At 66.6% G+C, this 24,054-nt stretch carries 14 protein-coding genes and 1 pseudogene; 6 read left to right on the top strand and 9 right to left on the bottom strand.

What is annotated here, in order from left to right; all coding sequences use genetic code 11:
• Positions 1 to 255 precede the first annotated feature (255 nt).
• The 4 genes from DK427_RS04940 to DK427_RS04925 are packed head-to-tail and all read left to right on the top strand — an operon-like array spanning position 256 to position 6,423.
• A complete protein-coding gene (locus DK427_RS04940; protein WP_109950294.1) occupies positions 256 to 1,614 on the top strand; it encodes an efflux RND transporter periplasmic adaptor subunit in 1,359 nt (452 codons plus the stop codon).
• A 14-nt stretch (positions 1,615 to 1,628) separates the two neighbouring features.
• Positions 1,629 to 4,880: an efflux RND transporter permease subunit gene (locus tag DK427_RS04935; protein ID WP_109950293.1), complete on the top strand. Its 3,252-nt coding sequence runs from the start codon at positions 1,629 to 1,631 to the stop codon at positions 4,878 to 4,880.
• 6 nt (positions 4,881 to 4,886) lie between these two features.
• The gene (locus tag DK427_RS04930; RefSeq protein ID WP_109950292.1) at positions 4,887 to 5,438 is read left to right on the top strand and encodes a threonyl-trna synthetase; all 552 of its coding nucleotides are present in this window, start codon (positions 4,887 to 4,889) and stop codon (positions 5,436 to 5,438) included.
• 43 nt (positions 5,439 to 5,481) lie between these two features.
• Positions 5,482 to 6,423 (top strand): cation diffusion facilitator family transporter, encoded by a 942-nt coding sequence (locus DK427_RS04925; protein WP_109950291.1) that lies wholly within the window; start codon positions 5,482 to 5,484, stop codon positions 6,421 to 6,423.
• Positions 6,424 to 6,642: 219 nt separating this feature from the next.
• On the opposite strand, the gene DK427_RS04920 is transcribed toward DK427_RS04925, so the two are convergent.
• The 5 genes from DK427_RS04920 to DK427_RS04900 all read right to left on the bottom strand — a co-directional run bounded on the left by DK427_RS04920 (position 6,643) and on the right by DK427_RS04900 (position 13,957).
• Positions 6,643 to 8,049: a TolC family outer membrane protein gene (locus DK427_RS04920; RefSeq protein WP_109950290.1), complete on the bottom strand. Its 1,407-nt coding sequence runs from the start codon at positions 8,047 to 8,049 to the stop codon at positions 6,643 to 6,645.
• Between the two features lie 85 nt (positions 8,050 to 8,134).
• Positions 8,135 to 8,500, bottom strand: a complete 366-nt coding sequence (locus DK427_RS04915) for a hypothetical protein (protein ID WP_109950289.1) — start codon at positions 8,498 to 8,500, stop codon at positions 8,135 to 8,137.
• Positions 8,501 to 8,533: 33 nt separating this feature from the next.
• Positions 8,534 to 11,749, bottom strand: a complete 3,216-nt coding sequence (locus tag DK427_RS04910) for an efflux RND transporter permease subunit (protein ID WP_109950288.1) — start codon at positions 11,747 to 11,749, stop codon at positions 8,534 to 8,536.
• Positions 11,750 to 11,762: 13 nt separating this feature from the next.
• Positions 11,763 to 13,484 carry an efflux RND transporter periplasmic adaptor subunit gene (locus DK427_RS04905; protein ID WP_109950287.1) on the bottom strand — a complete coding sequence of 574 codons (1,722 nt, stop codon included), beginning with the start codon at positions 13,482 to 13,484 and terminating at the stop codon, positions 11,763 to 11,765.
• 83 nt (positions 13,485 to 13,567) lie between these two features.
• Positions 13,568 to 13,957, bottom strand: coding sequence for a hypothetical protein (locus tag DK427_RS04900; RefSeq protein WP_109950286.1), 390 nt, complete (start codon positions 13,955 to 13,957; stop codon positions 13,568 to 13,570).
• Positions 13,958 to 14,928: 971 nt separating this feature from the next.
• On the opposite strand from DK427_RS04900, the gene DK427_RS04895 reads away from it, so the two are divergent.
• Positions 14,929 to 16,839, top strand: coding sequence for an acyltransferase family protein (locus DK427_RS04895; protein WP_109950285.1), 1,911 nt, complete (start codon positions 14,929 to 14,931; stop codon positions 16,837 to 16,839).
• A 798-nt stretch (positions 16,840 to 17,637) separates the two neighbouring features.
• Here DK427_RS04895 and DK427_RS04890 read toward each other — a convergent pair.
• The gene (locus DK427_RS04890; RefSeq protein ID WP_245930804.1) at positions 17,638 to 18,372 is read right to left on the bottom strand and encodes a YoaK family protein; all 735 of its coding nucleotides are present in this window, start codon (positions 18,370 to 18,372) and stop codon (positions 17,638 to 17,640) included.
• Between the two features lie 1,289 nt (positions 18,373 to 19,661).
• Here DK427_RS04890 and DK427_RS04885 point away from each other — a divergent pair.
• A pseudogene (locus tag DK427_RS04885) lies at positions 19,662 to 19,880 on the top strand (putative sulfate exporter family transporter); the annotation flags it as partial.
• Positions 19,881 to 20,350: 470 nt separating this feature from the next.
• Here the strand turns inward: DK427_RS04885 and DK427_RS04880 are convergent.
• From DK427_RS04880 to DK427_RS04870, 3 genes are all read right to left on the bottom strand, one after another.
• Positions 20,351 to 21,832, bottom strand: coding sequence for a carbohydrate porin (locus tag DK427_RS04880; protein ID WP_109950283.1), 1,482 nt, complete (start codon positions 21,830 to 21,832; stop codon positions 20,351 to 20,353).
• 146 nt (positions 21,833 to 21,978) lie between these two features.
• The gene (locus tag DK427_RS04875) at positions 21,979 to 22,212 is read right to left on the bottom strand and encodes a D-alanyl-D-alanine carboxypeptidase family protein (RefSeq protein ID WP_245930953.1); all 234 of its coding nucleotides are present in this window, start codon (positions 22,210 to 22,212) and stop codon (positions 21,979 to 21,981) included.
• A gap of 159 nt (positions 22,213 to 22,371) precedes the next feature.
• A complete protein-coding gene (locus DK427_RS04870) occupies positions 22,372 to 23,913 on the bottom strand; it encodes a phospholipase D-like domain-containing protein (RefSeq protein ID WP_109950281.1) in 1,542 nt (513 codons plus the stop codon).
• Positions 23,914 to 24,054 lie beyond the last annotated feature (141 nt).

The following is a 24,054-nucleotide window of genomic DNA, read 5'->3' as shown; positions in this document are numbered from 1 at the left end:
TCGCGAACCTGGACGTGGCGGAGCTATCGTCGCTGCCCGAAGTTTCACGTCCGAGCTATGAGCGGATGTCCGAAACCGCGACATCCATTTTTCCCAATCGTCTGCCCAGACCGCCTCGCGCGTGAAGCCGTGAAGCGACGCCCGCCGAGGTGGGCGTCTCAATCCCGGATCCATCTCCGGGCCCTCCTTCACGTCACGTAACGGGTCCGACCGCGACGACCCGGCGTGCTTCGGACCCTGCTCGAGCCAACACCCATGCGCATCCTACTGACCGCAGCCCTCGTGGTTGCTGGCGTCCTCCTGGGCGCCACCCTCCCTACCGTGTCGAGCTTCGTCCGCGGTCTCCTGACTTCTGCAGGAGTTCCATCGTCCGCACTTACCTACGCGGCCGCGTCCGACAGTGAGCCTGCGAGGAAGCCTTCCGCGGGCGATGTGGGCCGTTCGAGCGGCGATGGTCGCGGAAAAAGCGCTGAGGGCGCCCAAGATAGTTCCCAGGGAGAACATCAACACTCCGAGGCCGAAGGTGAGGAAGGTCACGTCAAGTTGACCGACAAGCAGATCAAGGATCAGGAGATCGAAGTGTCCGCGGTCGAGGGAGGAGTCCTGGCCCGGCACATCGTCGTACCGGGCACGATCACACCGGACGCCGACCGCATCGGGCGTGTGCCGGCTCGAGTGGTCGGCACGGTGGCGGAGATGCGCAAGCGTCTGGGCGACTCCGTGAAGAAAGGCGAGGTCGTAGCCGTGCTCGACAGCCGCGAAGTCGCCGACGCCAAGAGCGAGTACCTGACCGCTTCGGTCAAAGCCGAGTTGGAGAAGACCAATTTCGACCGGCAGCAGGCACTCTGGGACAAGCGCATCTCGGCCGAATCCGTCTTCCTCAACGCCAAGGCCGTCTATTCGGAGGCGGCGCTTCGGCAGGATCTTGCCCGGCAGAAGCTTTCGGCGTTGGGACTGAACGCAGCGGAGGTGGCCAAACTGGCCAAGCAGGACGAAGCGACGGCGAACGCCTCGACCCTGCGTCAGTACGAGCTGCGTTCTCCGCTCTCAGGTCGGATCGTCGAGCGCAAGGTCGATGTCGGTACGGCTGTCGGCAAGGAAGGCGATCCGGCCGATCTCTACACGGTCGCCGACCTCTCCACCGTCTGGATCGAGCTTTCCGTTCCGACCTCAGACCTCGCCAAGGTCAAGGAAGGCGCGGAAGTCACCGTCGCACCGAGCGACGGGGATGGAGATCGTCGTGCGCGCGGCAAGGTGATCTTCGTCAGCCCCCTCCTCAACGCCGATACCCGTGCCGCCCGCGTCGTCGTGGCCCTACCGAACAACGATTTCGCTTGGCGCCCCGGAACCTTCGTCACCGCCGAGGTCGCGGTTTCGATGGACGAGGTCCCGGTACGAGTGCCCAAGGCCGCCCTTCAGACGATCGAGGGCAAGCGCGTCGTCTTCGTGCGCACGCAGGAAGGCTTCGAGAAGCGCGACGTCGAGACCGGCCGCTCGGACGACGAAGCCTTCGAGGTGACGACCGGCCTCAAACCCGGCGAGGCCATCGCGGTCGCGAACACGTTTCTCCTCAAGGCAGAGCTCGGCAAGGCCGAAGCCGAGCACGGCGACTGACCGGGAGAGTCCTCATGATCAGCCGCATTCTCGACTTCTCCGTCCACCAGCGCTGGCTCGTGCTGCTTCTGTCGCTGCTGGCGGCCAGTTTCGGCGTCTTCTCACTGACCAAGCTGCCCATCGACGCCGTGCCGGACATCACGAATAATCAGGTACAGATCAACACAGTTGCGCCCTCTTATTCTCCATTCGACATGGAGAAGCAGATTACTTATCCAGTCGAGACTGCGCTCGCAGGAATCAAGGGCCTTGAATACACTCGATCACTCTCGCGTAACGGCTTCTCCCAAGTCACGGCCGTCTTCGATGAGAATCTGGACATCTACTTCGCGCGCCAACAGGTCGGCGAGCGCCTGATCCAAGCCAAGGCTTCGCTCCCCCCGGGGGTCGAGCCTCAGATCGGGCCGATCTCGACGGGTCTCGGCGAAGTCTACATGTGGTCGATCCGCTACGCCGAGCGCGACAAGGATGCCAAGGTCGTCGACGGCAAGCCGGGCTGGCAGTCCGACGGCAGCTACCTGACTCCCGAGGGTCAGCGGCTGCGAACCGAACTGGAGCGGACGGCCTACCTGCGGACGATCCAAGATTGGGTCATCCGTCTGCAGATCAAGACCGTTCCAGGTGTCGCTGGCGTCGACGGCATTGGTGGCTACGAGAAGCAGTATCACGTCCAGCCCGATCCGACGAAACTGACCGCCCTCGATCTCTCCTTCGGCGATGTTGCCCGCGCGCTGGAGGCGAACAACGCGAACCAGGGCGCCCGCTACCTGGAGGACAACGGAGAGGGCTACGTCGTCCGCGCCGCCGGCCGTCTAGAGAACATGGAGGAAATCGGCAACGTCGTCGTTACCACCCGCGGTGGTGTGCCGGTCCGGATCAAGGATATCGCCGAAGTGCGCATCGGCCGCGACCTTCGTACCGGCTCAGGAAGCGAGAACGGCAAAGAGGCCGTGATCGGCACGGCCCTGATGCTGATCGGGGCAAACAGCCGGACCGTGGCCGCAGGCGTCGACGCCAAGATGAACGAGATCCGCAAATCGTTGCCGCCGGGCATCGAGGTGCAGACCGTTCTCAACCGCACCATTCTGGTCGAAGCCACGATCAAGACCGTGGCCCGGAACCTCGCGGAAGGTGCGACCCTCGTCATCGTCATCCTCTTTCTTCTCCTCGGCAATATCCGAGCCGCCATCATCACGGCATTGGTCATTCCGATTGCCATGCTGATGACCATGACCGGCATGGTTGAGGCGAAGATCTCGGCGAACCTGATGTCGCTCGGTGCCCTCGACTTCGGACTGATCGTCGACGGCGCCGTCATCATCGCGGAGAACTCACTCCGGCATCTTGCGGAGAAGCAGCACGAACTCGGCCGGACCCTAGACACGGAGGAGCGGCTGCAGACCGTACGGGCCTCTGCCGAGGAGATGATCAAGCCTTCTCTCTACGGTCAGGCTATCATCATCCTAGTCTACGTGCCGCTCCTCACCTTCACGGGCGTCGAGGGTAAGATGTTCCAGCCCATGGCGTTGACCGTCATCATCGCGCTGGTCGCTGCCTTCGTCCTGTCCCTCACCTTCGTGCCGGCGCTGATTTCCATCGTCATTACCGGCAAGGTCACCGAGAAGGACAACCTCATCATCCGCGCATTCAAGGCGGCCTACCGGCCAGTGCTGGGCAACGCGGTCCGCACGCCCATGATCTTCATCCTGAGCGCGTTGCTGCTGCTGGCAGGCGCCGGCGCGCTGTTCACGCGACTCGGCGCCGAGTTCATCCCGCAACTCGACGAGAAGAGCATCGCGCTCAACGCGCTGCGCATCCCCTCGACTTCGTTGAGCCAATCGCAGGCGATGCAGCTCAGGATCGAGCAGACGGTCGCGAAGTTTCCCCAGGTGGCCTACGTCTTCTCCAAGACCGGAACGGCCGAGGTCGCGTCCGACCCCATGCCGCCGAACTCGTCGGATACGTTCGTAATCCTCAAGCCTCAGGAGGAATGGCCGAATCCCGAACTGTCCAAAGCCGAACTACAGGAGCAGATCGAGAAGGCGGTCGGCGAACTCCCCGGCAACGTCTACGAGTTCTCCCAGCCCATCCAGCTACGCTTCAATGAACTCCTCGCGGGCACTCGGGGAGACCTAGCCGTCAAGGTCTACGGCGAGGAGTTCGAGCCGATGCTCAAGGTCGCCAACCAGATCGCGACGATCCTGAGGGGCACAACCGGAGCCGAGGACGTGAAGGTGGAGCAGACCGCCGGCCTGCCGTTCCTGGAAATCAAGATCAACAAGGCCGAGGCCGCCCGCTACGGCCTGAGCACGGGAGCCGTACAGGACGTGATCGGGGCGGCAATCGGCGGCCGGGACGCCGGCGTCGTCTTCGAGGGCGACCGGCGCTTCCCCATCGTGGTGCGCCTCACCGACAAGGTGCGCGAGGATCGCGAGGCCCTAGAGAACATCCCGGTGCCGCTGCCGCCGGGAGTGAATGGTCGGGCGTCCTCGGTCCTGCTGAAGCAGGTCGCGAGTTTTTCGGTGACCGAGGGTCCGAATCAGATCAGCCGCGAGAACGGCAAGCGCCGGGTCGTGGTGACGGCCAACGTCCGGGGCCGCGACATCGGTTCGCTGGTCGAGGAGGCGCAAGCCAAGGTCATGAGCCAGGTGCAGTTGCCGGCCGGCTACTATGTCACCTGGGGTGGACAGTTCGAGAACCTCGCCTCGGCCAAACAACGTCTCCTGATTGTGGTGCCGGTCTGCTTCTTCCTGATCTTCCTGCTGCTCTACTCCGCCCTGAACTCGCCGCGGGACGCCCTGCTCGTGTTCAGCGCGGTGCCGCTGGCGCTCACCGGCGGCATCGCCGCGCTGTGGCTACGCGGCATGCCGGTCTCTGTGCCGGCGGCGGTCGGGTTCATCGCGCTCTCGGGCGTGGCGGTGCTCAACGGCCTCGTGATGCTAACCTTCATCAAGCAACTCGTGGCTCAGGGTCGGCCGAAGCGGGATGCCATATTGGAAGGCGCCATGACCCGTCTGCGACCTGTCGCAATGACGGCGCTCGTCGCTTCGCTCGGTTTCGTGCCGATGGCGCTTGCCACCGAGACCGGAGCCGAGGTGCAAAGACCGCTCGCCACCGTGGTCATCGGCGGCCTGATCAGCGCGACCCTGCTGACCCTGATCGTGCTGCCCGCCCTCTACGCTCGCTTCGGCAAAACGGTCGCGCCGGAGGCTTCGGGAGGACAGCACGCTGACACGGCTTCGCGCCGCCTCAAGGCAGCGGAGTAGGCCCAGATGCGCCGATCGGCATGGGTAGTCGTGCTGGCCTTCCTCGCTTCGACGTCAGCGGGGTATGCGGCGGAGATTCGATCCTCGGAGGCGCCGTTCGGCCTCGCCTGGGGTCCGATCGACCAAGTGCCGCGTCCGCTGAAGGCCGACCGCGAGGCCAACCTGACCGCCTTGTACTACCCGCAAGGCTGGGGACCGGCGGTCGGGCCCGGAACAGCGCTGGTGGTCCTGGTGGTCTGCAGGGACGAAGGGCTGCAGCAGGTGGTCTGGGTCGGCATGCCGCTGGGCGGGGAGGAACTGGCGCAGGCGCGCCGGGCCATCCGCGAGGAGGGCGTGCGCCGCTACGGCGAACCCGAGCGGGGACCGTCTGCCGATGCCGAGCTCTGGCCCGGCGGGCGGGCGCTCCTGGCCAGCCGCGCGATCCCGGACGGACGGCGTGAGCTCGTCATGGCCGCCTACGGCCCCGGCTACGCGGCATGCTCGGACAGCCATCGGGGCCAGACGGGACACGTCGCGGGCGCGCACGTGGCCGACCTGTTCGGCTCGGCCGATCGATGAGGTCGAGGGCTGCATAGACATCACAACGGATGGGAATCGGATCATGGGTCAGGGACACTCGCACGGGGGCGCCCGCGGACATTCCCATGGAGGAGGCATCCCATCGGGCTCGGCCGCGGCGAGGAACAAGGGTCGGCTTGCCTGGGCACTGGGGCTGACGCTGACCTACATGCTGGCCGAGGTCGTGGGCGGTCTGCTGACGGGCAGCCTCGCGCTGCTGGCCGACGCCGCGCACATGGTCACGGACGCGGGCGGCCTCGCCCTGGCCCTGCTCGCCATCCACTACGCCGCCAAGGCGCCCACGCCGGGAAAGAGCTTCGGCTACATGCGCTTCGAGATCCTCGCGGCGCTCGCCAACGCCGTCGTGCTGCTCGGGGTGACGGCCTACATCCTCTACGAGGCCTACAGGCGCTTCGTCGAGCCCAACGAGATCCTCGGCTGGCCGATGATGCTGGTGGCGCTCGTCGGCCTCGGCGTGAACCTCGCCAGCATGAAGCTGCTTTCCGGCGGCTCGTCCGAGAGCCTCAACGTCAAGGGCGCCTACTTCGAGGTGTTCTCCGACATGCTGGGCTCGGTCGGCGTCATCGTCGCGGCCCTTCTGGTGATGGCGACGGGCTGGCGCTGGATCGATCCGCTCGTCGGCGCCGGCATCGGCCTGTTCATCGTGCCGCGCACCTGGCGGCTCCTCAACGAGGCGCTGCACATCCTGCTGGAAGGCACGCCGCCGGGTGTCGACCTCGCGGACCTGAAGGCCGAGATCGAGGTGATGCCGGGCGTGCGGCGCGTCTACGACCTGCATGCCTGGACGCTGACTTCCGGGTTCGATGCGATGAGCGGCCATGTGGTCGTGGACGATACCGCCGATGCCCCCGGCGTCATCAGGGCGGTCCGCTCCCTGATGAAGGAGCGGCACGGCATCGAGCACGTCACCGTCCAGATCGAGGACGAGTCTTTGGCAGCGGAAGCAGCCAAGCTTCCCGTCTGAGATCCTCCGGCCATGGCGGGAAAGAAGCTCGCTCGCGAGCAGCTGGAATGGGGCTCGAGTCCTCGCGGCAGGAGACGAGCCCGGCCGCACATCCGGAAGGCGGCGGGCCGCGATCTTCTCAAGGCGGGGATCATCGTCGCCGCCCTGGTGGGATTGCTGATGCTTCTGGGACGCTTCGCCTAGGCGGAGCGCCGGGGTGCCGATGCGGCGTGCAACCCGTCAGCGACCGTCAGCGGTGCGCACTCCGAACCAGAGATCCTTGACCTGGTCGAAATGCGCCTTCGGGCTGTAGGCCGCCACCGGCACGGCGGTGAAGCGCACCGTCAGCCGGCCGATCGCCTGCACGACGCCGTAGGAGAAGATCACGCGGTCGCGCTGCGCCGTGATCAGGTTCACGCGGGCGTTGAGCAGTTCCTGCTGCGCGTTCAGCACGTCGAGGGTGGTGCGCTGGCCGACGCGCGCTTCCTCGCGCACGCCGTTCAGCGCCACCTCGTTCGCCTGGACCTGCGCCTGGGAGGCGATCACGCGGGCCTTGGCCGCCTCGAGCCGTCCCCAGAAATCGACGATCTGGGCCCGGACCTGATCCCGGACCTGCTCCGCCTCGATGCGGCGCTGCCCGACCTGCTCCTTGGCCTGGCGGATCTGCGCGTATTCCTGGCCGCCCTGGTAGAGCGGGATGGTCAGGCGGCCGAGGATCGAGGCCGCGTAGCCGCTCGTGTTGGCGAGCTGCTGGTCGTAGGCCTGCTGCACTTGGCCCTGCACGCTGAGCGTCGGGTAGAGGGTGCCCTCGAACACCTTCACCTGGGCCTCGGCCGCGTCGACCGCGTGGAAGGCCGAGAGGATCTGCGGGTGCTCCTTGAGGCCGACGGCGACCGCCTGGTCGAGGCTCGCCGGCACGTAGCGGTCGAGCGGGCGGCCGGGGGCGAGCTGGCGCGGCTCGACGCCGATGTTCTGGCGGTAGATGCCGATCGAGGTGCGCAGAGCCGATTCGGCGGCGCTCACGTCGGCGCGGGCGCCCGCGAGGCGGGCCTCGGCCTGGGCGACGTCGGTGCGCGTCACCTCGCCGACGTTGAAGCGGTCGCGGGTCTGACGGAGCTGCTCCTCGAGCACCTCGACGTTGTTGCGCCGCAGCTCCAGCGTCGCGGTGTCCGATAGGACGTTCATGTACGCCTGCACGGCGTTGAACAGCACCGACATCTCGGTGAATCGCAGCGTCTCGCGCTGGCTGTACACGCCGAACTCGGCGCGCCGGGTGTTGTTGTCGGTCTGGAAGCCGTTGAACAGGGTCTGGTTGACGACGAGGCCCGCCGAGGCCGGCTTCAGGAGCTGCTGCCGGGTGCCCCCTTCGAGGCTGCCCTCCTGCTGGGTGACGCCGGCCTGCACGTTCATCGACGCGGTCGGGCGATAGCCCGACTGGGCGATGGCGACGTCCTCGTCGCGCACGCGGGTGAGCGCCCGGCTGGCGTTCAACTGGGGGTTGCCGCCGTAGGCCTTGGCCATCGCGCTTTCCAGCGTCTCGGCCGAGGCCGGCGAGAGGGACGCGGCTGCGACCGACGCGAGCCCGAACGCCGCGGATCGTGCGCAGAGCGATTTCTCGCACTCCCGGAAAGATCGACGCAAAACCATGAACTCTTGCCCAATTCGTCGGCTTCGACGGTTCATATGACGAGCCGGGCAGGTGATCCGGCGCGGCTCGGGTCGGCGGACCGGCCTACTGCTTCTCGAAGCGCGCCTGGATGGTGTGTCCATGCACCTTGGCGGAGAGCACGACCTTCGCGCCCGCGGCCAGCGGAGCCTTCAGGTCGCCGACGAGCCTGTTCGGGGCGGCGGGCTTCAGAGTCAGCGTCTCGGTCTTGCTTCCGGCCTGTACGAAGGCCTTCGCCGTGAGGCCAGCCGTGTCGACCGGCTTCCCGTCCTCGCCGGTCAGGAAGAACGTGACGCCGCTCTCGGAGGCGACGAACTCGATGGGATGGCCGTCGGAGACCGTGGTCTGACCGCCGTTCGGGCCTGCGGCGAGCGACGGCGACGCGGTGGCCAGGGCCATGGCGACGGCCGCGATGCGAAATGCAGAGCGCATGGTGATGTCCTTTCTCGGTTGGTTGAGTTGGCCTCAGAACGCCTCGACCGGCGTGCTACCCGGAGTGTCGGGAGAGACCTCCGAATGGCGTAGAGCATCGGTTCGCAGCCGTTCGAGCGGCTTGCGACCGAAGGTCAGGAACAGGACCGGCGTCAGGACCGTGTCGAGGAGCGTTGCGCTGATCAGCCCGCCGAAGATCGTCACCGCCACCGGGTGGAGGATCTCCTTGCCCGGCGCGTCGGCCCCGATCAGCAGCGGCACCAGGGCGACGCCGGCCGAGAGCGCCGTCATCAGCACCGGCGCCAGCCGCTCCAGGCTGCCGCGGATCACGAGTTCCCGACCGAAGGGGAGCCCGTCGTGGATCGCGAGGTTCAGGTAGTGGCTGATCTTCAGGATGCCGTTGCGGGTGGCGATGCCGGTGAGCGTGATGAAGCCGATCATCGAGGCCACCGAGAGCGGCTGCCCGGCGATCTTCAGGGCCGCCACCGAGCCGATCAGCGCCAGCGGAATGCTGCCGAGGATGATGAGCGTGAACACCACCGAGCGGTAGCGGCTGTAGAGCAGCGCGAAGACCAGCGCGAGCGAAAGGAGCGAGAGCAGGCCGATGGTCCGGCTCGCCTCCGCTTGCGCCTGGAAGGAGCCCTCGAGGCTGGTGGTGTAGCCGTTGGGTAGGTTCGTCGTGGCGACCTTCTCCTGGATGGCCTGGACGATCCTGCCCATGTCGGACCCGGTCTGCGTGTTGGCCTGCACGACGATGCGGCGGCGGGCGTTCTCGCGCAGGATCTGGTTCGGCCCGTCCGTCTCGCGGATGTCGGCGATCTGCCGCGCCGGCACCCAGCCGGACGGCGTCTCGACGAGGAGGTCGCCGAGGCGCTGCGTGGTGCGCATGGTGTCGGAGAGGCGCATCACGACGTCGAAGCGGCGATAGCCGTCCACCACCCGCGAGACCACCTGCCCGTTGGACAGGCGGCTCAACTGCTCGACCAGGGCGGCGGGCTGCACGCCGTAGAGGGCGGCCCGCGCGTAGTCGACGCGGATCTCGAGTTGCGGGATCAGCACCTGCTTCTCGACCTGGAGGTCGGCGAGGCCGGGGATCTCGGCCATGCGCTGCCGCAGGTCCTCGGCGAGGGCGCGTAGGGTGTCGAGGTCCTCGCCGAAGATCTTCAGCGCGATCTCGGCGCGCACGCCGGACAGCATGTGGTCGAGCCGGTGCGAGATCGGCTGGCCGACGTTCACGTTGACGGGGAGCACCGCGAGCCGCCCGCGGATGTCGGCGACGAGCTCGGGTTTGGGCCGGGCGCCCGGCTTCAGGTCGACCTCCAAGTCGGAGGAATGCACGCCCTCGGCATGCTCGTCGAGCTCGGCCCGGCCGGTGCGACGCCCGATGGATTTCACGTCCGGCATCTCCAGGAGCAGGCGCTCGGCGACGAGTCCGATGCGGTTGCTCTCGGCCAGCGAGATGCCGGGATTGAAGGTCATGTTGACCGTGAAGGAGCCCTCGTTGAAGGGCGGCAGGAACGTCCGAGGCAGGAAGGATGCCGCGATCCCCGCCACCGCCACCCCAAGGCCCGCGACCGCCATCACCAGCCGGGCGTGCCCGAGCAGGCCGCGCAGCAACGCGGCATTGGCGCGCTTGAGCACGCGCACGAGCCCGCTCTCGTGCTCCTCCAGCCGCTTCAGGCCCGGCAGCAGGTAGTAGGCCAGCACCGGCGTCAGGGTGATCGAGACGAGGAGGCTCGCCAGGATCGAGACGATGTAGGCTTGTCCCAGAGGCGCGAAGAGCCGGCCCTCGATGCCCGACAGCGCGAAGAGCGGCACGAAGACCAGCACGATCACCATCGTCGCGTAGACGATGCCGGAGCGCACCTCGTTCGAGGCGGAGACCACCACCTCGAAGACCGAGCGCGGATTGCCGGCCCGCCGGTTCTCGCCGAGCCTGCGAAAGATATTCTCCACGTCGACCACGGCGTCGTCGACGAGCTCGCCGATGGCGATGGCGAGCCCGCCGAGCGTCATCGTGTTGATGGAGAGCCCCGCGAGGTGGAACACGATGGCGGTGGCGAGGATCGAGACCGGGATCGCGGTCAGCGAGATCGCGGTGGTGCGCACGTTGAGCAGGAAGGCGAACAGCACGACCGCGACGACGACGACCGCCTCCATCAGCACGGTCTCGACGTTGCGGATCGAGGTTTCGATGAAATTGGCCTGCCGGAAGATCAGTTGGTCCGCGCGTACGCCCTTGAACGCGCAGGCCTCGCTGGCCGGCTCCGTCAGGGACGAGGCCCCGGTCTTTCCCGCACCGGCGCCGCAGGCGTTCAGGCTGGCGGTGATGTCCTTGAGCGCCGCTTCGACCTCGCGGGTGAGGCGGACCGTATCGACGCCCGGCTGCTTCTCCACCGAGACGACGACGGCCGGCGCGCCCATGTAGCCCGCATCGCCCCGCTTCACCCGGGCGGCGAAGGAGACCTCGGCCACCTGCCGAAGGTAGACCGGTCGGTTGTTGACCGTGGCCACGACCATGTTGCGCAGGTCGTCGAGGTTCATGGTCCGGCCGAGGTTCCGGATCAGGTACTCGCGTGCATACTGGTCGGTGAAGCCGCCGCCGGTATTCGTGCCGAACTGCGCGAGCGCCGTCTCCAGTTGGATGTGCGTGATGCCGAGCGCACGGAGCGCCGTGGGCTGGGGCGCCACCCGGAACTGACGCACCTCGCCGCCCATCGGGATCACCTGCGCGACGCCGGGGATCGCGAGCAGGCGCGGGCGGATGGTGAAGTCGGCCAGTTCTCGCAGTTGCATCGGCGAGACCGAGCCGCCGCTCAACGCCACCATGACGATCTGGCCCATGATCGAGGAGACCGGGCCCATCATCGGATTCACGGTCAGGGGCAGTTGCGGCCGCACCATCGCAAGCCTCTCTGAGACCTGCTGGCGGTTGCGGTAGATGTCGGTGCCCCAGTCGAACTCGACGTAGATCACCGAGAGGCCGACACCCGAGACCGAGCGGACGCGGGTGACGCCGGGCAGGCCGTTCATCTGCGTCTCGAGGGGGAAGGTGACGAGCTGCTCGACCTCCTGGGGCGCGAGGCCCTCCGCCTCGGTCATGATGGTGACGGTCGGCCGGTTGAGGTCGGGGAAGACGTCCACCGGCAGCTTCGTCACGACGAAGGATCCGTAGAGGACGAGCACGGCCGCGAGCGCCAGCACGAGCAGGCGGTTGCGCAGCGACTGCGTGACGAGGAGGGTGAACATCGGGCGCCTCTCCTCAGCGGACCTGGTTGAGGAGTTCGGCACCCTGGGTCACGATCCGCTTGCCCGGCACCAGTCCGGACACGACCAGAACGTGGCCTGCGTCGAGGGGCTCGACGCGCACCTCGCGCGGTTGGAAGCGCTCGGGGGCGGTGTGCTCGTAGACGATGTTCTGTCCGTTTCCGCCGCGGACCACGCTCATGCGCGGCAGCGACAATCCCGCCTGCTGCGCGTCGGTCGCGGCCAGCACCGTGACGAACTGCCCGGTGCGCAGTTCCGGCGGCGCGCCCTGCACCGCGAAATGCAAGGGAACGGCCTGGCTGCGGTCGGCCAGTCCCGCGCCCATGTAGGCAAGACGGAGCATCCGGCCGCTCGCCATGCGTGCGGTGGCGTCCTGCCCGCCGGCCAGCGCGTCGAAGCTCAGGGCCTCGACCCAGAGGCGCGTCGGATCGACGATCTGGAAGACCTGCACGCCGGGGCTCGCCATCTGGCCGGCGACCGCGTTCGCCTCCGCGATGACTCCGTCGACCGGTGCCTTGAGCGCCTCGGGCTGCTGGCGGATGTTGTCGAGGGCCGAGCGGCGGTCGAGCAGGCCTTTCAGCTCGGCCTGGGCGTCCTCGAGCTGAACCTGCGAGACGGCACCACCTGGCGCGAGCTTGCGGTAGCGCTCGACCCGCCGCTCGACGATCACGATCTGCTGGTCGAGCTCGCCCTGGCGCTGGCGCATGTCGGAGACGTCCACCGCCTGCACCGGGGGCGTCACGTAGGCCAGCACCTCTCCCTTCCGCACCTTCGTGCCGAGCCGTGGGAAGATTCCGGACTCCGGAGGGGAAAGGCGGCCGCCGACCGAGGACTGGACCACGCCGCTGGCGCTCGGATCGGGAACGATGCGGCCCGGGAGTTCGATCGTCCGACGGAGGGTATCGGAGGCGATCACCACGGTCCTGACCGCGAGGACACGCTGCGTCGGCTTCGGCACGAAGATCGATCCGTCCGGCTGGCGTCGCGCCAGGTCCTGGGAGCTCGGCGCCGCCATCTGAAGAATCTGGGGCGCAGGTGCGCCGGTCCCGCCATGGCCTTCGTCCGCGAAGGCACGGGGCGCGAATGCGAGGGCAACGACGAGCGCGACCAGGGCGGTGGCGGGCAGGTAGCGCCGTCCACGCATCAGAAGCGTGACGGCGATGCCCAGGAGAAAGCCGATTCCCCCGATCGCCAGCGGGAGCGGATCAGCCTCCTTGAGGTGGCGCCGGAAGTCGTGGGCCGCCGCGAGGCCGATCGTCCAGGCGGAAGCGCCCGCCGCCTGGGGCGCCGGTTGCGGCTCCGGAACGACCAGCGTGACCGGAAACATGTCGGCGGCACCGGCGGCCGTCACGGTGAACAGCACCTCGTGCTCGCCGGGATGGGCGCTCCAGGGAGCGTCGAACGCGTAGCTGCCGTCCGGCATCGGCGTGCCGGCGGCCGGTCCTTCGGGCGTCTCCGCCTGCACGGCGGCGTCCGTCACCGGCTCGTTCGTGCCCGCGCGGTCGAGGAAGACCGCCAGCCGCCCGCCGCGGGCGATCGCCACCAGTTCGAGGGCATCCGTGCTGGATGTACCGCGCGGCGCGGTCGACATCGGCGGACCCTGTGCTTCGCTGCCGTGGTCGTGACCTTCGTGGGAGAAGGAAGTCGTCGGCGCGCAAGCCCAAAGGGCGAGCGTCAGGACGGCCATCCGCAGAGCGGAGGCGGAGAGTGAACGCATGGAGAATCAAGCCTTCGCGATATGGGAGGCCGGCGGCGACCTTCCGCAGGCGACCGCTCGGAACGCGCGTCGAAGCGCGGACCTCAGGCGAAGGTTCGAGGGGGCTCGGGTAGCGTCTCGGGACTCACGCTGTCAAACGCGACGACGCGGATCCCGGCCAAGGTCCGCTCCAGACGCCAGGAGACGGGCACGGCCGCACAATACCAGCGCGCGAGCGAGGCTTGGCAGCAGCAGCTCATCCCGCATTGTGCGGCCGATGCGTCGCCGTTGTCCCGTTGTTCCACGTCGTCTGACAGGCCGCGCGACAGCTCGGCATCCGATTTGTCGGAATGGTCGACCACAGCCACCTTCGGATAGCCGGCGTGGCTGGCGCCTGCATGCGCATGACCCGCGCCCGCCATCGAGAAGGCGGCAAACATCACGACCTGGACGATCGTGAGGAGTTCGCGCCAAAGGGACCGGGTCGCCGACATGACGCGGCGTCCATATCACATCTTGGCCGTCCGGCCATCCGCTTTCTGTTGCCGAGCAGCCTCGCCCTGATCGGTTCGCGTGCCGACCTCGCATTCAAACCACCGCAGGACGGCGAGACCATCGGAATGAAGTTCCGCGCGAGGCCTTCCCGATGCCTCGCGCGGCCGCGGTGCGAGCCAGCGCCTTCCTGTGACGGTGGGGTGGACGGCGTACCGGATTCGAGCCGGGCATGCTCGGGGCACGTCCGGCGCTTCGCATCTCGGCGCCTGCGTGTCGGCGCTTCCGTGACGAACGGCGTCGGATCGCCGCGTCTTCGGTCCGGACGAACGGCCCTCGAGACGGCCGCGGCGCCGACCGGTCCGACCTCGAGGCATGGCGACTGGCGGTCGGAGGCGGGAGCGGCAGGTCGGCGGAGGCCGCATCGAGGCGGATCTCGGCGGTTCGGTCACGTGGCGACGTCGAGCACGTCCGGATCAGCGACGTTCCGGCAATCCGACCGGCACCTCGACGTACAGGCCCCGGCGGATCTGCCCGTGCCTCATGATGTGACGCTCCCCGCGCGCCGCCATCGTCGGACGATCCGTCGACGGCCGCAACGTTCGCCATGCCGAGCAGGGAGGAACTCGTGCGCTCGATTTGACCACGATCAAACTTCATTGCCGCGACGTCACGCAACATCGGATTCGGGGCGCCTGCGCCTCGATCGCCACCTTGATCGCGCTCGGGATGGATCGTGCCGGCCGAGATCGGAAGAGTCCGATATCACGCAGTTTCTCGCGCGAAGGGCCGTCGACATGCTCGCATGCCGGACAGATGAAGAATTCAGCATGAAGTTCACGCCCGTCGATCGAGAAAAACCGCTCGATACCATCGCCGCGCGAGAACGGCGGCGAACAACCAAGGCGGCCTGACGGAGAATTCGAGGATCCGAAGTCCGACATCGGCGGCAGACGAAGGCCAGGTGACAGGAATGGATATCGAGTACCGGTCCGACCTGGATGGGTTGCGCGCACTCGCGGTCAGCCTGGTCGTCCTCTTCCATCTCGGCGTTCCCTGGTTGGCGGGAGGCTATGTCGGCGTGGACATCTTCTTCGTCATCTCCGGTTTCCTCATCACGTCGATCGTCGCGCGCCAGATCGACGAGGGCCGGTTCTCCCTTCTAACCTTCTACGAAAGAAGGGCACGTCGCATCCTGCCCGCTCTGATCGCGGTTCTCGCCGTCGTGCTGGTGTTGTCCGCCTTCGTGCTTCTGCCGTCGCACCTTCGACCCGTGCCGCGCACCATCTGGGCCACGCTCCTCTTCGGCTCCAACGTGCTGTTCGCCCAGGAGGCCGGCTATTTCGCCAGCGACGTCCATACCTTGCCCTTGCTGCACACATGGTCGCTTGCCGTGGAGGAGCAGTTCTACCTTGCCTTCCCGCTGCTGCTCGCGGCGCTGCACGCCTTCGGATCGAACCGGCGTGCCGCGGTCGTGTGGACACTCGCGCTCGCTTCGCTCGTCCTCGGCATCGCGCTTCTCGCCGACCATCCGAACTTCACCTTCTACATGTTGCCGACCCGTGCTTGGGAACTGCTGACCGGCTCGCTGCTGGCGATCGGCGCCGTGCCGAGCATCAGCCGCCCGAGCGTGCGGCTCGCAGCGGCGGCGGCGGGTCTGGGCCTGATCCTCTACGCCGCATTCGGGTTCACGCAGGACACGCCGTTCCCGGGCCTCAATGCGCTCTATCCGGTACTGGGCACGGCGCTCGTCATCCACGCGGCACCCGGCACGCCCGTCGGCCGAGCGCTCGGGTGGCGGCCGGCGGTCTTCGTAGGGCTGCTTTCGTATTCCCTCTATCTCTGGCACTGGCCGATCATCGTATTCGCCCGCTACGTCCTCGACCGCCCGCTGCAAGGGGCGGCTCAGGTCGGCGCGCTCTGCGCGATGGTCGTGGCGGCCTTCCTGTCGTGGCGCTTCGTCGAACGCCCGTTCCGTTCGCCCCGTACGATCCGACGCGGCCGACTTCTCGGCCATGTCGCCGTGGCATCCTCGGTCCTGTTCGTTGGATCGGCCGCGTTGCGCCTCCTGGACGGCTGGCCGGGACGCTTCGCTCCGGAAGTCGTGGCCTTCGATGCGGCCGCCGGCGGTTTCAGCCCGCTCCGGGAAGCCTGCCACGGCGCCGTCGGACGGATCGTGGGACAGGTGGAACCCTGCGCACTCGGTACGCCGAACACCGTTCCGACCTATGCTGTGTGGGGCGACAGTCACGGGGTGGAACTCTCATACGCGCTGGCAGAGCATGCTGCCCACAACGGGACGTCCCTCGCGCAGCTGACCGCATCGAAATGTCCGCCTTTCCTGCTGGTCGATCTGCCGGAACTCCCTGGATGCGCGGAGCACAATCGAGCTGTCCTGGGATGGCTCGGCAACCAGCCGCAGGTCCGTACCGTCTTCATCGTCGGTTTCTGGGCAAACCGAACCTACGCGGAGCTGGACGATTTGGACGACGGCCTCCTCAACGCCGTCAGATCGCTGCGAGAGGACGGGCGGCGCGTCATCCTGATCGATGCGGTGCCGGCGAACGACTTCGACGTGCCTCACCGCCTCGCCAATCTTTCCCGGACCAAGCCGCTGTCACCGGTCGCCGGCATCTGTCCAAAGGCCGTCGATCATGCCACCGCGTATCTCGAGCTGGCCCGGCAGATGCTCGTCGAAGCGGGCGTGGAGATCGTGCGCCCCAGCGAGACCCTCTGCACGGACAAGACCTGCGCCATCGTCAGCGGGAACCGACCGCTCTATTTCGACGCGCACCATCTTTCGGTCGACGGCGCGCGCATGGTCGCAGCCGCAGCCGCAGCCGTATTCGGTTGCCGGCCCGACGAAACGCAATCACACCTGTGAGCCTCTGCATCCGACCGCTCTCGGACGTGGTCGTCCGCTCCGTCGATCCGCCGGAAGCACGGCGCATCCGGTGGCCGACGCCTGCGCGTCGGCCACCGAGCTCGCCCGCCGCGGCTTGTTCTCCGGTCGCGGCAACAAGGAAGTTCCGCCGCTCCTCGCGCATGGGATTGGTCTCCCGCCCATGGAAGCACCGGAGCCGGCCCGGGGCGGCGCTGCCGCGGCGCGCGGACGGAGGGCCGGAAATCCATCGCGCGAGGGACGAGGCGGCCTCGGCGTCCGCCGCCCGCATCCGAAGCCCGCACCGGATTCCGACTCTCGACAGACGGCGCGGGCTGCCGGCGGCGCGTTGCGTCGTCGAGGTCCGCGCCGCCGGCCAAGGCTTTCAGCGCTGCCGATCGCGCGGCTCCGGAAGGAGCCGAGGCGGTCCGGTGCAAGTTGCGTAAACGCCGCGCAGCTCGACGCCGAAACGCGAATGGCTGAAGAACAGGCGCGGCAACCGCGCCCGACGGCCCCGTGGAGACCACCTGCCCGTCGCCGCGCGTGGTGCGTGCCGCGGTCGGCCGGCAATAGCGCACACGAAACGACGATGGACGATCGCCCCGATATCGATACGAACGCGTGGTGCCTGAGCGTTCATCGGGCCGTCAGCGTCGACCCTAGGATCGTCGACGTGCTGGACGTTCGCCGAATTGCGAGATCCGCCTGATCGGCGCGGTCGCGGCTGGTAGCGATTCCCAGCGGACATGCCCTCGATCCGCGCGCACGGCGCCGCAACCATGGAACGACCGCCGCGCACCTTCAAGGTCTGACCGTAGCCGGCGCGTCCGGATGGGCATCGGGCTGAGCCGACCATTCGCTCGAAACGTAGGAGCTTCCTGGAAGAGCGACCGTCAGGCCGAAGGCGATCACCGCCAGCGCTCCGGAAAAGGCGGCGGGAACGAGAAACGCCTGGGGGCCTAGGGAAGACTGGAGGAAGCCTCCGGCGACCGCACCGGAGGTCAGACCGACCCAGAGAGGCGCCTGGATCCAGAACGACGGGGCGGGCTTGTGCAAGACCATGTTCGCGAGGCCGGTTCCAAACCGCACCACGGTGCCCGTGACGTAGGTGAGAGCGATGCTTCGTCCACCCTCGTCCTGAAGCGTCGCATTCAGTATGCCCAGAGCGAAGACCACCGGGTAGGCATGCAGCGGGAACGCCTCGGGCCCCTCCGGAAGCAGGTTGCCGATCGCGAAGAGGAAGGCCTGTACGCTCAGAAGCACCGAGAGGCGCCATTGTCCCGACCATGCCGCCAGCAATGTGCCGGAGAACGCCCCGAAACAGAACAAGGCAATGGTGCTGCCAAACCTTGTCACGCCTACCCAGTCGAACAAACTAGCCGACACGCCGAAACGCGTCGTGTTGCCGCTCATGAACGACATAAAAAGCTGGGAATGCTCCAGAAATCCGATCGAGTCCGACGCTCCGGCCAATGCAGAAAGCGCCACGGCAAGTGATACCCGGATTGCCGAATTTTCAGGAAAGGACTTATTCAACTTCACAGGCCTCCAAGCAAATCTTTGCCATATGCGTTTGTCTATTAATGTCGCGCCCGACCCTCGCTCGCACAGTCCCGCTCGGATCTTCATCTTCAAGCGACTTGCACGATCCCAGACTGACCGCAGTTGCATGGCGAGCCGTGCGCCGAAATCTAGCTAGCGTCGCGTCTTGCCTCGCGCGTGGCTCGATCGTGTCAAAGTTCGAACGCTTCACTTGACGACATAGATCGATGGTGCCGAGTCGGTCGCATCCACGGCCTGTTTCGAGCGGAACCGAGGCGCGACGTCGATGGACACGGTCGACCGAGATCGAGAGAAGATGGGTTACCGCTCCCAGGCTTCTTCGGATCCGTTGTCAGGCGTGGCTTCGGCCGCAAGATTCCGCGGGGCCGCATCGGTCCGGCAGTTGCAGGAACGATGTCCGCAGTCCAATCCTCTCGACGCAGCCACCCACTGACTCTGAAACCCTTGCAGAGGCTGCCTTCCCACACATTCGCTCTGAGCCAATTAGCCTGCCGAGATTCGCAGCGTCGAAATCCTACCGACCAATAGTGTTGGCAGAACCATCCGGAAGGCGCTCTGGACCGTCCTGACAATCGAAATACATGATTGATTCCACGTTTCCGATCGGCTGCACTCCAAGTGCAGTGCCATACCGGTCCTGTCCACCGTCACGCTATTCACGACCCTTGCTCCGAACGACCGATCAGCGAGGGCAACGGGCACCCCAAATCATACGGACCCTGGGGTTCTTGACCTTGTGCGCCGCATCGACGGGATGCTGCACGACACCGTGCAGGTTCCGACGCAGCGCAGCCTATATGCGGTCGTGGATCTCGTGCGCTGCGGTCGCACCCATGACCACTGAGGACTCCGCCGGGCCAGACCTGTATCTCGACAATCGCGCGAAGCGCGGCCTTGTTCAGGTCAACGTGCGGTCTGGTCGACCTTGAGGGCGAGAACCTCTGAGGTTTGACGTAGTGGTGCGGTGCGCCCAAGCGCCCCCCGGACCCAGGACGATCTGGGGCCGTCCGGTGCCGTCAACCGGGCACGCCGCAAGCGGATTGCGCGATGACCGCTGCATCGATACCAACAGTCGGACGATGACGTCGGCGCCTCGATCCGCGACAGCTTCAGAACTACTTGCTTCGTGCTCGCCTTCTAGCCACGCTTCATCCTGACTTCCTTTGTCCCCGACCGATTCTCTGGATCGCCCTGGTCTAAAATCAGACAATTTGGTCGACGTTGTATGCGATTTGCGCAATCGCCTCTCTGAGAGGCTCCTAATCCATAATCTTGGTGCCCTGGTGCCGGACGCGTCGGTGGCGCCGATCTCGAAGCTGGCGGGCTTTCTCACCGTGGTGTCGATGGCCGCGCTCGGCCTCGGCGTCGACGTGCGCGTGCTCGCCCGGGTCGGCGCCCGCGTCACGCTCGCGGTGACCGGATCGCTCCTCGTCCTGCTCGCCATCAGCGTCCTGCTCATCCGCGGACTCGGCCTGAGCTAACATCAAAATTCGGCATCATGCCCGGCAGCGGCTCAAAATATATCTCCATCGAGATCGCACCAGCATCTATGCTCCACGTGCAGTGCACGGCCATCATAAGGAAGATATCATTTATGGAAATGAGCCTTAATACATGAGCTTGATAGCGAATCAGGAGTGCAAGCCAATCACACGCACCTTGTTCGGTCCGGAAAGGGTCGAGGCACCAATATGATTTGGTGGAAGCCCGGATCCGCGCCCTAGATGTTTGATCATTCTCGTCCGGAGACAGGGTCGAGGCTGGATCGGCGACCGACAGTGCGATCACACCGGTGGCGGTACGTCGGCGGCGCATGCCAGTCATCGGGCCGGGCGAAGACCTCACCCGATTGAGCGTTTCGATACCATTCCGTCTGCGACGACCTCCCGACCGCTCCGAGCGTAGCTGAAACGATCCGCGTTTCCGGCATCAGGAGGCCGCGTGCGCACGTTTAGTAGCGGATCGTTGCGCGCAGTCCGAACACAGCCGCGTTGTGGATTCTGTCGCCGTCCGTGTCGCGGGGGTCGGCGATGCCGCCACCCGGTCGGAAGACGTATTGGAAGTCGGGCTGCAGCGTGACGCCTGGGGCGAGCACCGCTTGATACGTCAACTCCAGCACCGCCTCGCTGCTGCGGCGCGGACCCGGCAAGCCTGCCAGGAGGATCGAGTCCGTATCGAAGCCACACGTGCTGCGCGAGACCTGCGAAAGCGCGAATGCCACGCCCATCGTGTCGTCTGACCGGCCCGGCAGCAGGCCCTTGTAGCCGATACCAGCATCGACGTAGAAGTCGAGCAGATTGCGGTCGGTCGGCGAGGACGACACCCGCACGAACACGGACGCGCCATCATTCGGATCGTCCGGTTCGCGGTACACGGTCTGGTCGATCATTGCATAGATGCCGCTGTCCCCACGATAGAAGCGGCCGACCCCAGTGCCGGCTGGATCGACGAGCGGGCGGCGCTGCTCGTCTTTTCGAAGGTCGTTGAAACGGCCGAAGTGGTACCAGCCGCCCAGCGTGAACGTGCCGGGCTCGATGTCGTCGTGCGCTTCGAGACCGTAGGCGTAGGCCGCCTCCGCGACGACCAGGGCCGGATCGTTCGTGCGGAAGCTCGTGCCCGTCCGGTTGCGCCGCTGGGGATCGAGGTCGTTCCCGACCCGAGCGCCACCGGCCGGATCGCCGTCGAACACGCCGATCTGCAGCGAGAAGCTCTTGTCGGGCACGTACTTGGCCCGAACGGCCGGTGTGGCGAGCGGATAGATGGGGCCACCGCTCGGCAGGACGACGGCCATGATGTTGGGCCATCCGAATGTCGAGTTGACGAAGAGCGTGCCGGTCTGGCTGACGGCGAACTCCGTATCGCTGGCGAGTTGACCGATCCGGAGGCTGAACCGGTCGTCGAACCAACGCTGCTCGAACCAGAGTTCGTAGAGACGCGACGAAGGCAGCGCCTCGATGGCGCTGACCGTGATGAAGTTGTTGACGAAGTAGCGCGACAGGCCGGTACCATGGATCTGGTAGAGATTGGCATGGATGCGTGCACCCTGCCAATCCAGCAGCTCTTCGAGATCGGCGTCGAACTGCAGGTCGAGGCGTCCCTCGGCGACGCCGCCCCGGCGAGAGCCGCCGGCGACGTTGGCGAAGCTCTCGCCGATGTAGGTCAGGCTGTAGCTGATGCCGTTCCGCTGAAGGAAGCTTCGGTATCCGCCGGGGTCCCCATAGGGACCGAGCAGTTCCTGGACCGAGGTCGTCAGGTTCGCTGACGGCTTGGCGGACGTATCGGGCTGAGCCACGGACGTCTGAGGGTCCCCGCCAGCACCACGCAGGTTGCGGACGAAAGGTACTTCGGTCGCAATGCGGAGAGACTCGGACGAGGCCTCGGCGAAATCCTGTGCAGTCGCATCCTGCCAAGCCGGAAGAAGACCGATCCCCATGGCGGCCAGTCGTCTGACCCACACCACGCCGCCCTTCCTTGCTCCATCCGCAGATCGTCGGAAGGGCCATATCACTGCTTCGTGACCGAGCCGTGGCAGAGCCTTTTCCGGTCTCGGTCCCATCCCCGCTTCAAAGCGGGGGCCAGTCACAGGAGGTCGCTCGCTGTCGCATGGTGGGACGGCCCTGGATCGTCCCATACGTTCTCGTCATGCGTCATACTCATTCCGAGCCGCCACGCCGCGGCATTCAAGCGAGCGACGAAGGCCTCCTCAGTACCGGCGAGTGCGACCGCGAGGGGCACGGCTGCATCGTTGGCGGAGACGATCGGCAGACCGTTCAGCAGATCGTCAACGGAAATCCAGCTCCCGGGAGCAGGCACATCGAGCAGGGCAATCTCGCGCCGCCCAGCGTCAATCCTGTGACGGTATTCGCCGGGTCGCGCGTGGCGATGGGTGCCTACCAATCCAACCTGAAGGTGATCGCGGCGCTCGACGACCTCAACAGGCGCACAGTCGACCTGCTGAAGATCAGAGGAGAGTCATTCGCTTGAGACGCCCGCTCGTTCGGCTCCGCGGTGCAGCGGATGCGCACGACGGCGACGCCGATCGGCGAGCGCGTGCAGCACGGCTCTCCATACCGGCTCGGGCTGCTCGGGGTCGAGAAGTTCGCTCTCGCTCAACGGCAGCACGGCTCCTGCGGCTGATGCGTCCAAGGGAATCAATGTACGCCCAGTGTCGCTGCGGAGAGACTCGATCGCCGCAATCAGCGAACCCGTGCGCGCCAGGGTGCGGGCGATATCGTCCGGTGGAATGCCGAGGTGCTCGCCGAGAAGCGCGTCGCGCAAGCCGAGAATCTCTGCCGCTACGGATCGATCGGTCGCATGGCCAGGCATGGCTTCGACTGCCAGATCGCACTCGGTGTCGAGGCCCATCGAGCGGTTGTTCAGGTTGGATGAGCCGATCTTCAGCAGGCAGTCGTCGACGATCAGCACCTTGGCATGTACATAGATCGGCTGCCCGGCTGCGGTCACCGGACGATAGATGCGAAATCGTCCGAAGCGATCCGCGCCGCGGATATGCGCCAGAACACGGCCGCGTCCCCGCCCCATGGCCGCTTCCTCGAGCCAGCCCATGGCACGCTCGGGATTGATCACGACGATCTCCGGCCCGTCCGGCTCCCTGAGACGGGATGCCATGGCCTCGGCAATGCAGCGTGCGGCGAAGTACTGACTCTCAATATAGATCGTGTGTCGCGCGGCCGCGATGGCGGCGAGGTAGAGTTGCTCGATCTCTTGCACGTTGGGGCGACCGCGAAAGGACGGCGCGGTCCGGGCGATCCCCACCTGCATGTCGCGCAGAAGTGGCCTCAGCCCGTCGGGCCAGGGATCATGTGTAGGGGGCCTCGGCGGCGCGACGCGTTCGCCAGTGGCGCGATGCCAGCGCTCACGGGCCAGGACACCGAGAGCGGCGGCGGCAGCGCCGTCGACCGCGACCGCGGCGTCGTGGAACGGCGCGTATGCGCGTCCTGACGGGCGCACCCGGCGCATGTCCTGGTCGGCATGGTCGCGAGTGTCCCAGCGGTCGTCTGTCATGTCGATGCCGCCGCAGAAAGCGAGCGCGTCGTCGATCACCACGATCTTCTGGTGATGCGAGGCTCCGGGCGGGTGAGCATTGTCGAGCCTGAACTCGAAGCCGCGGGCCCGCATCCAGTTCAGGAGGTAGAGCGGCGTCGTGCCGCGCGCCAGCGTGCCGAGGACTCCTAAATTCCACTGCAGCACGCGGATACTCAGCTCCGGCCTGCGCCGGCCGAGTTCCGACAGGAAAGGGCCGAGTTCCTCTGGCAGACCCGGCAACGGGTGGTCGGGGTCAAGCTTGATGCGGGTGTCGAACTCCCAGCCGATGAACAAAACTGCGTGGCGGGCGCGCAGAAGGGCGCAGCGCAGATGCGCGAAGTAGGCGGCGGCATCGACGATCGGGGCAAAGCGGGCTGCGCGCTCGACGCGCCAGCAGGTCAGGCTTGGCTGCAGCAGCTTCGCCCCGCCCGTGAGCGCGACCGATGCCGTATGGGACGGATGATGCATCGGCGCGTTTGGTCCTCGGATGGCAGCCCGTTGCATCGTGGCGCTGCAACGGGGCGCGGGCTGCGCTTTATGGTGTCCGCGTATGAACCCTCCTCCGCTTTGTGCGTTCCAGATCCGACCTGCGGCGGCCACGATGCCACG

This window comes from Methylobacterium radiodurans, from assembly GCF_003173735.1.
In the GTDB taxonomy this organism is placed as follows: Bacteria; Pseudomonadota; Alphaproteobacteria; order Rhizobiales; family Beijerinckiaceae; genus Methylobacterium; species Methylobacterium radiodurans.
Note: the sequence above shows the minus strand (reverse complement) of the source record. Positions and strands in the feature narration are given on the sequence as shown.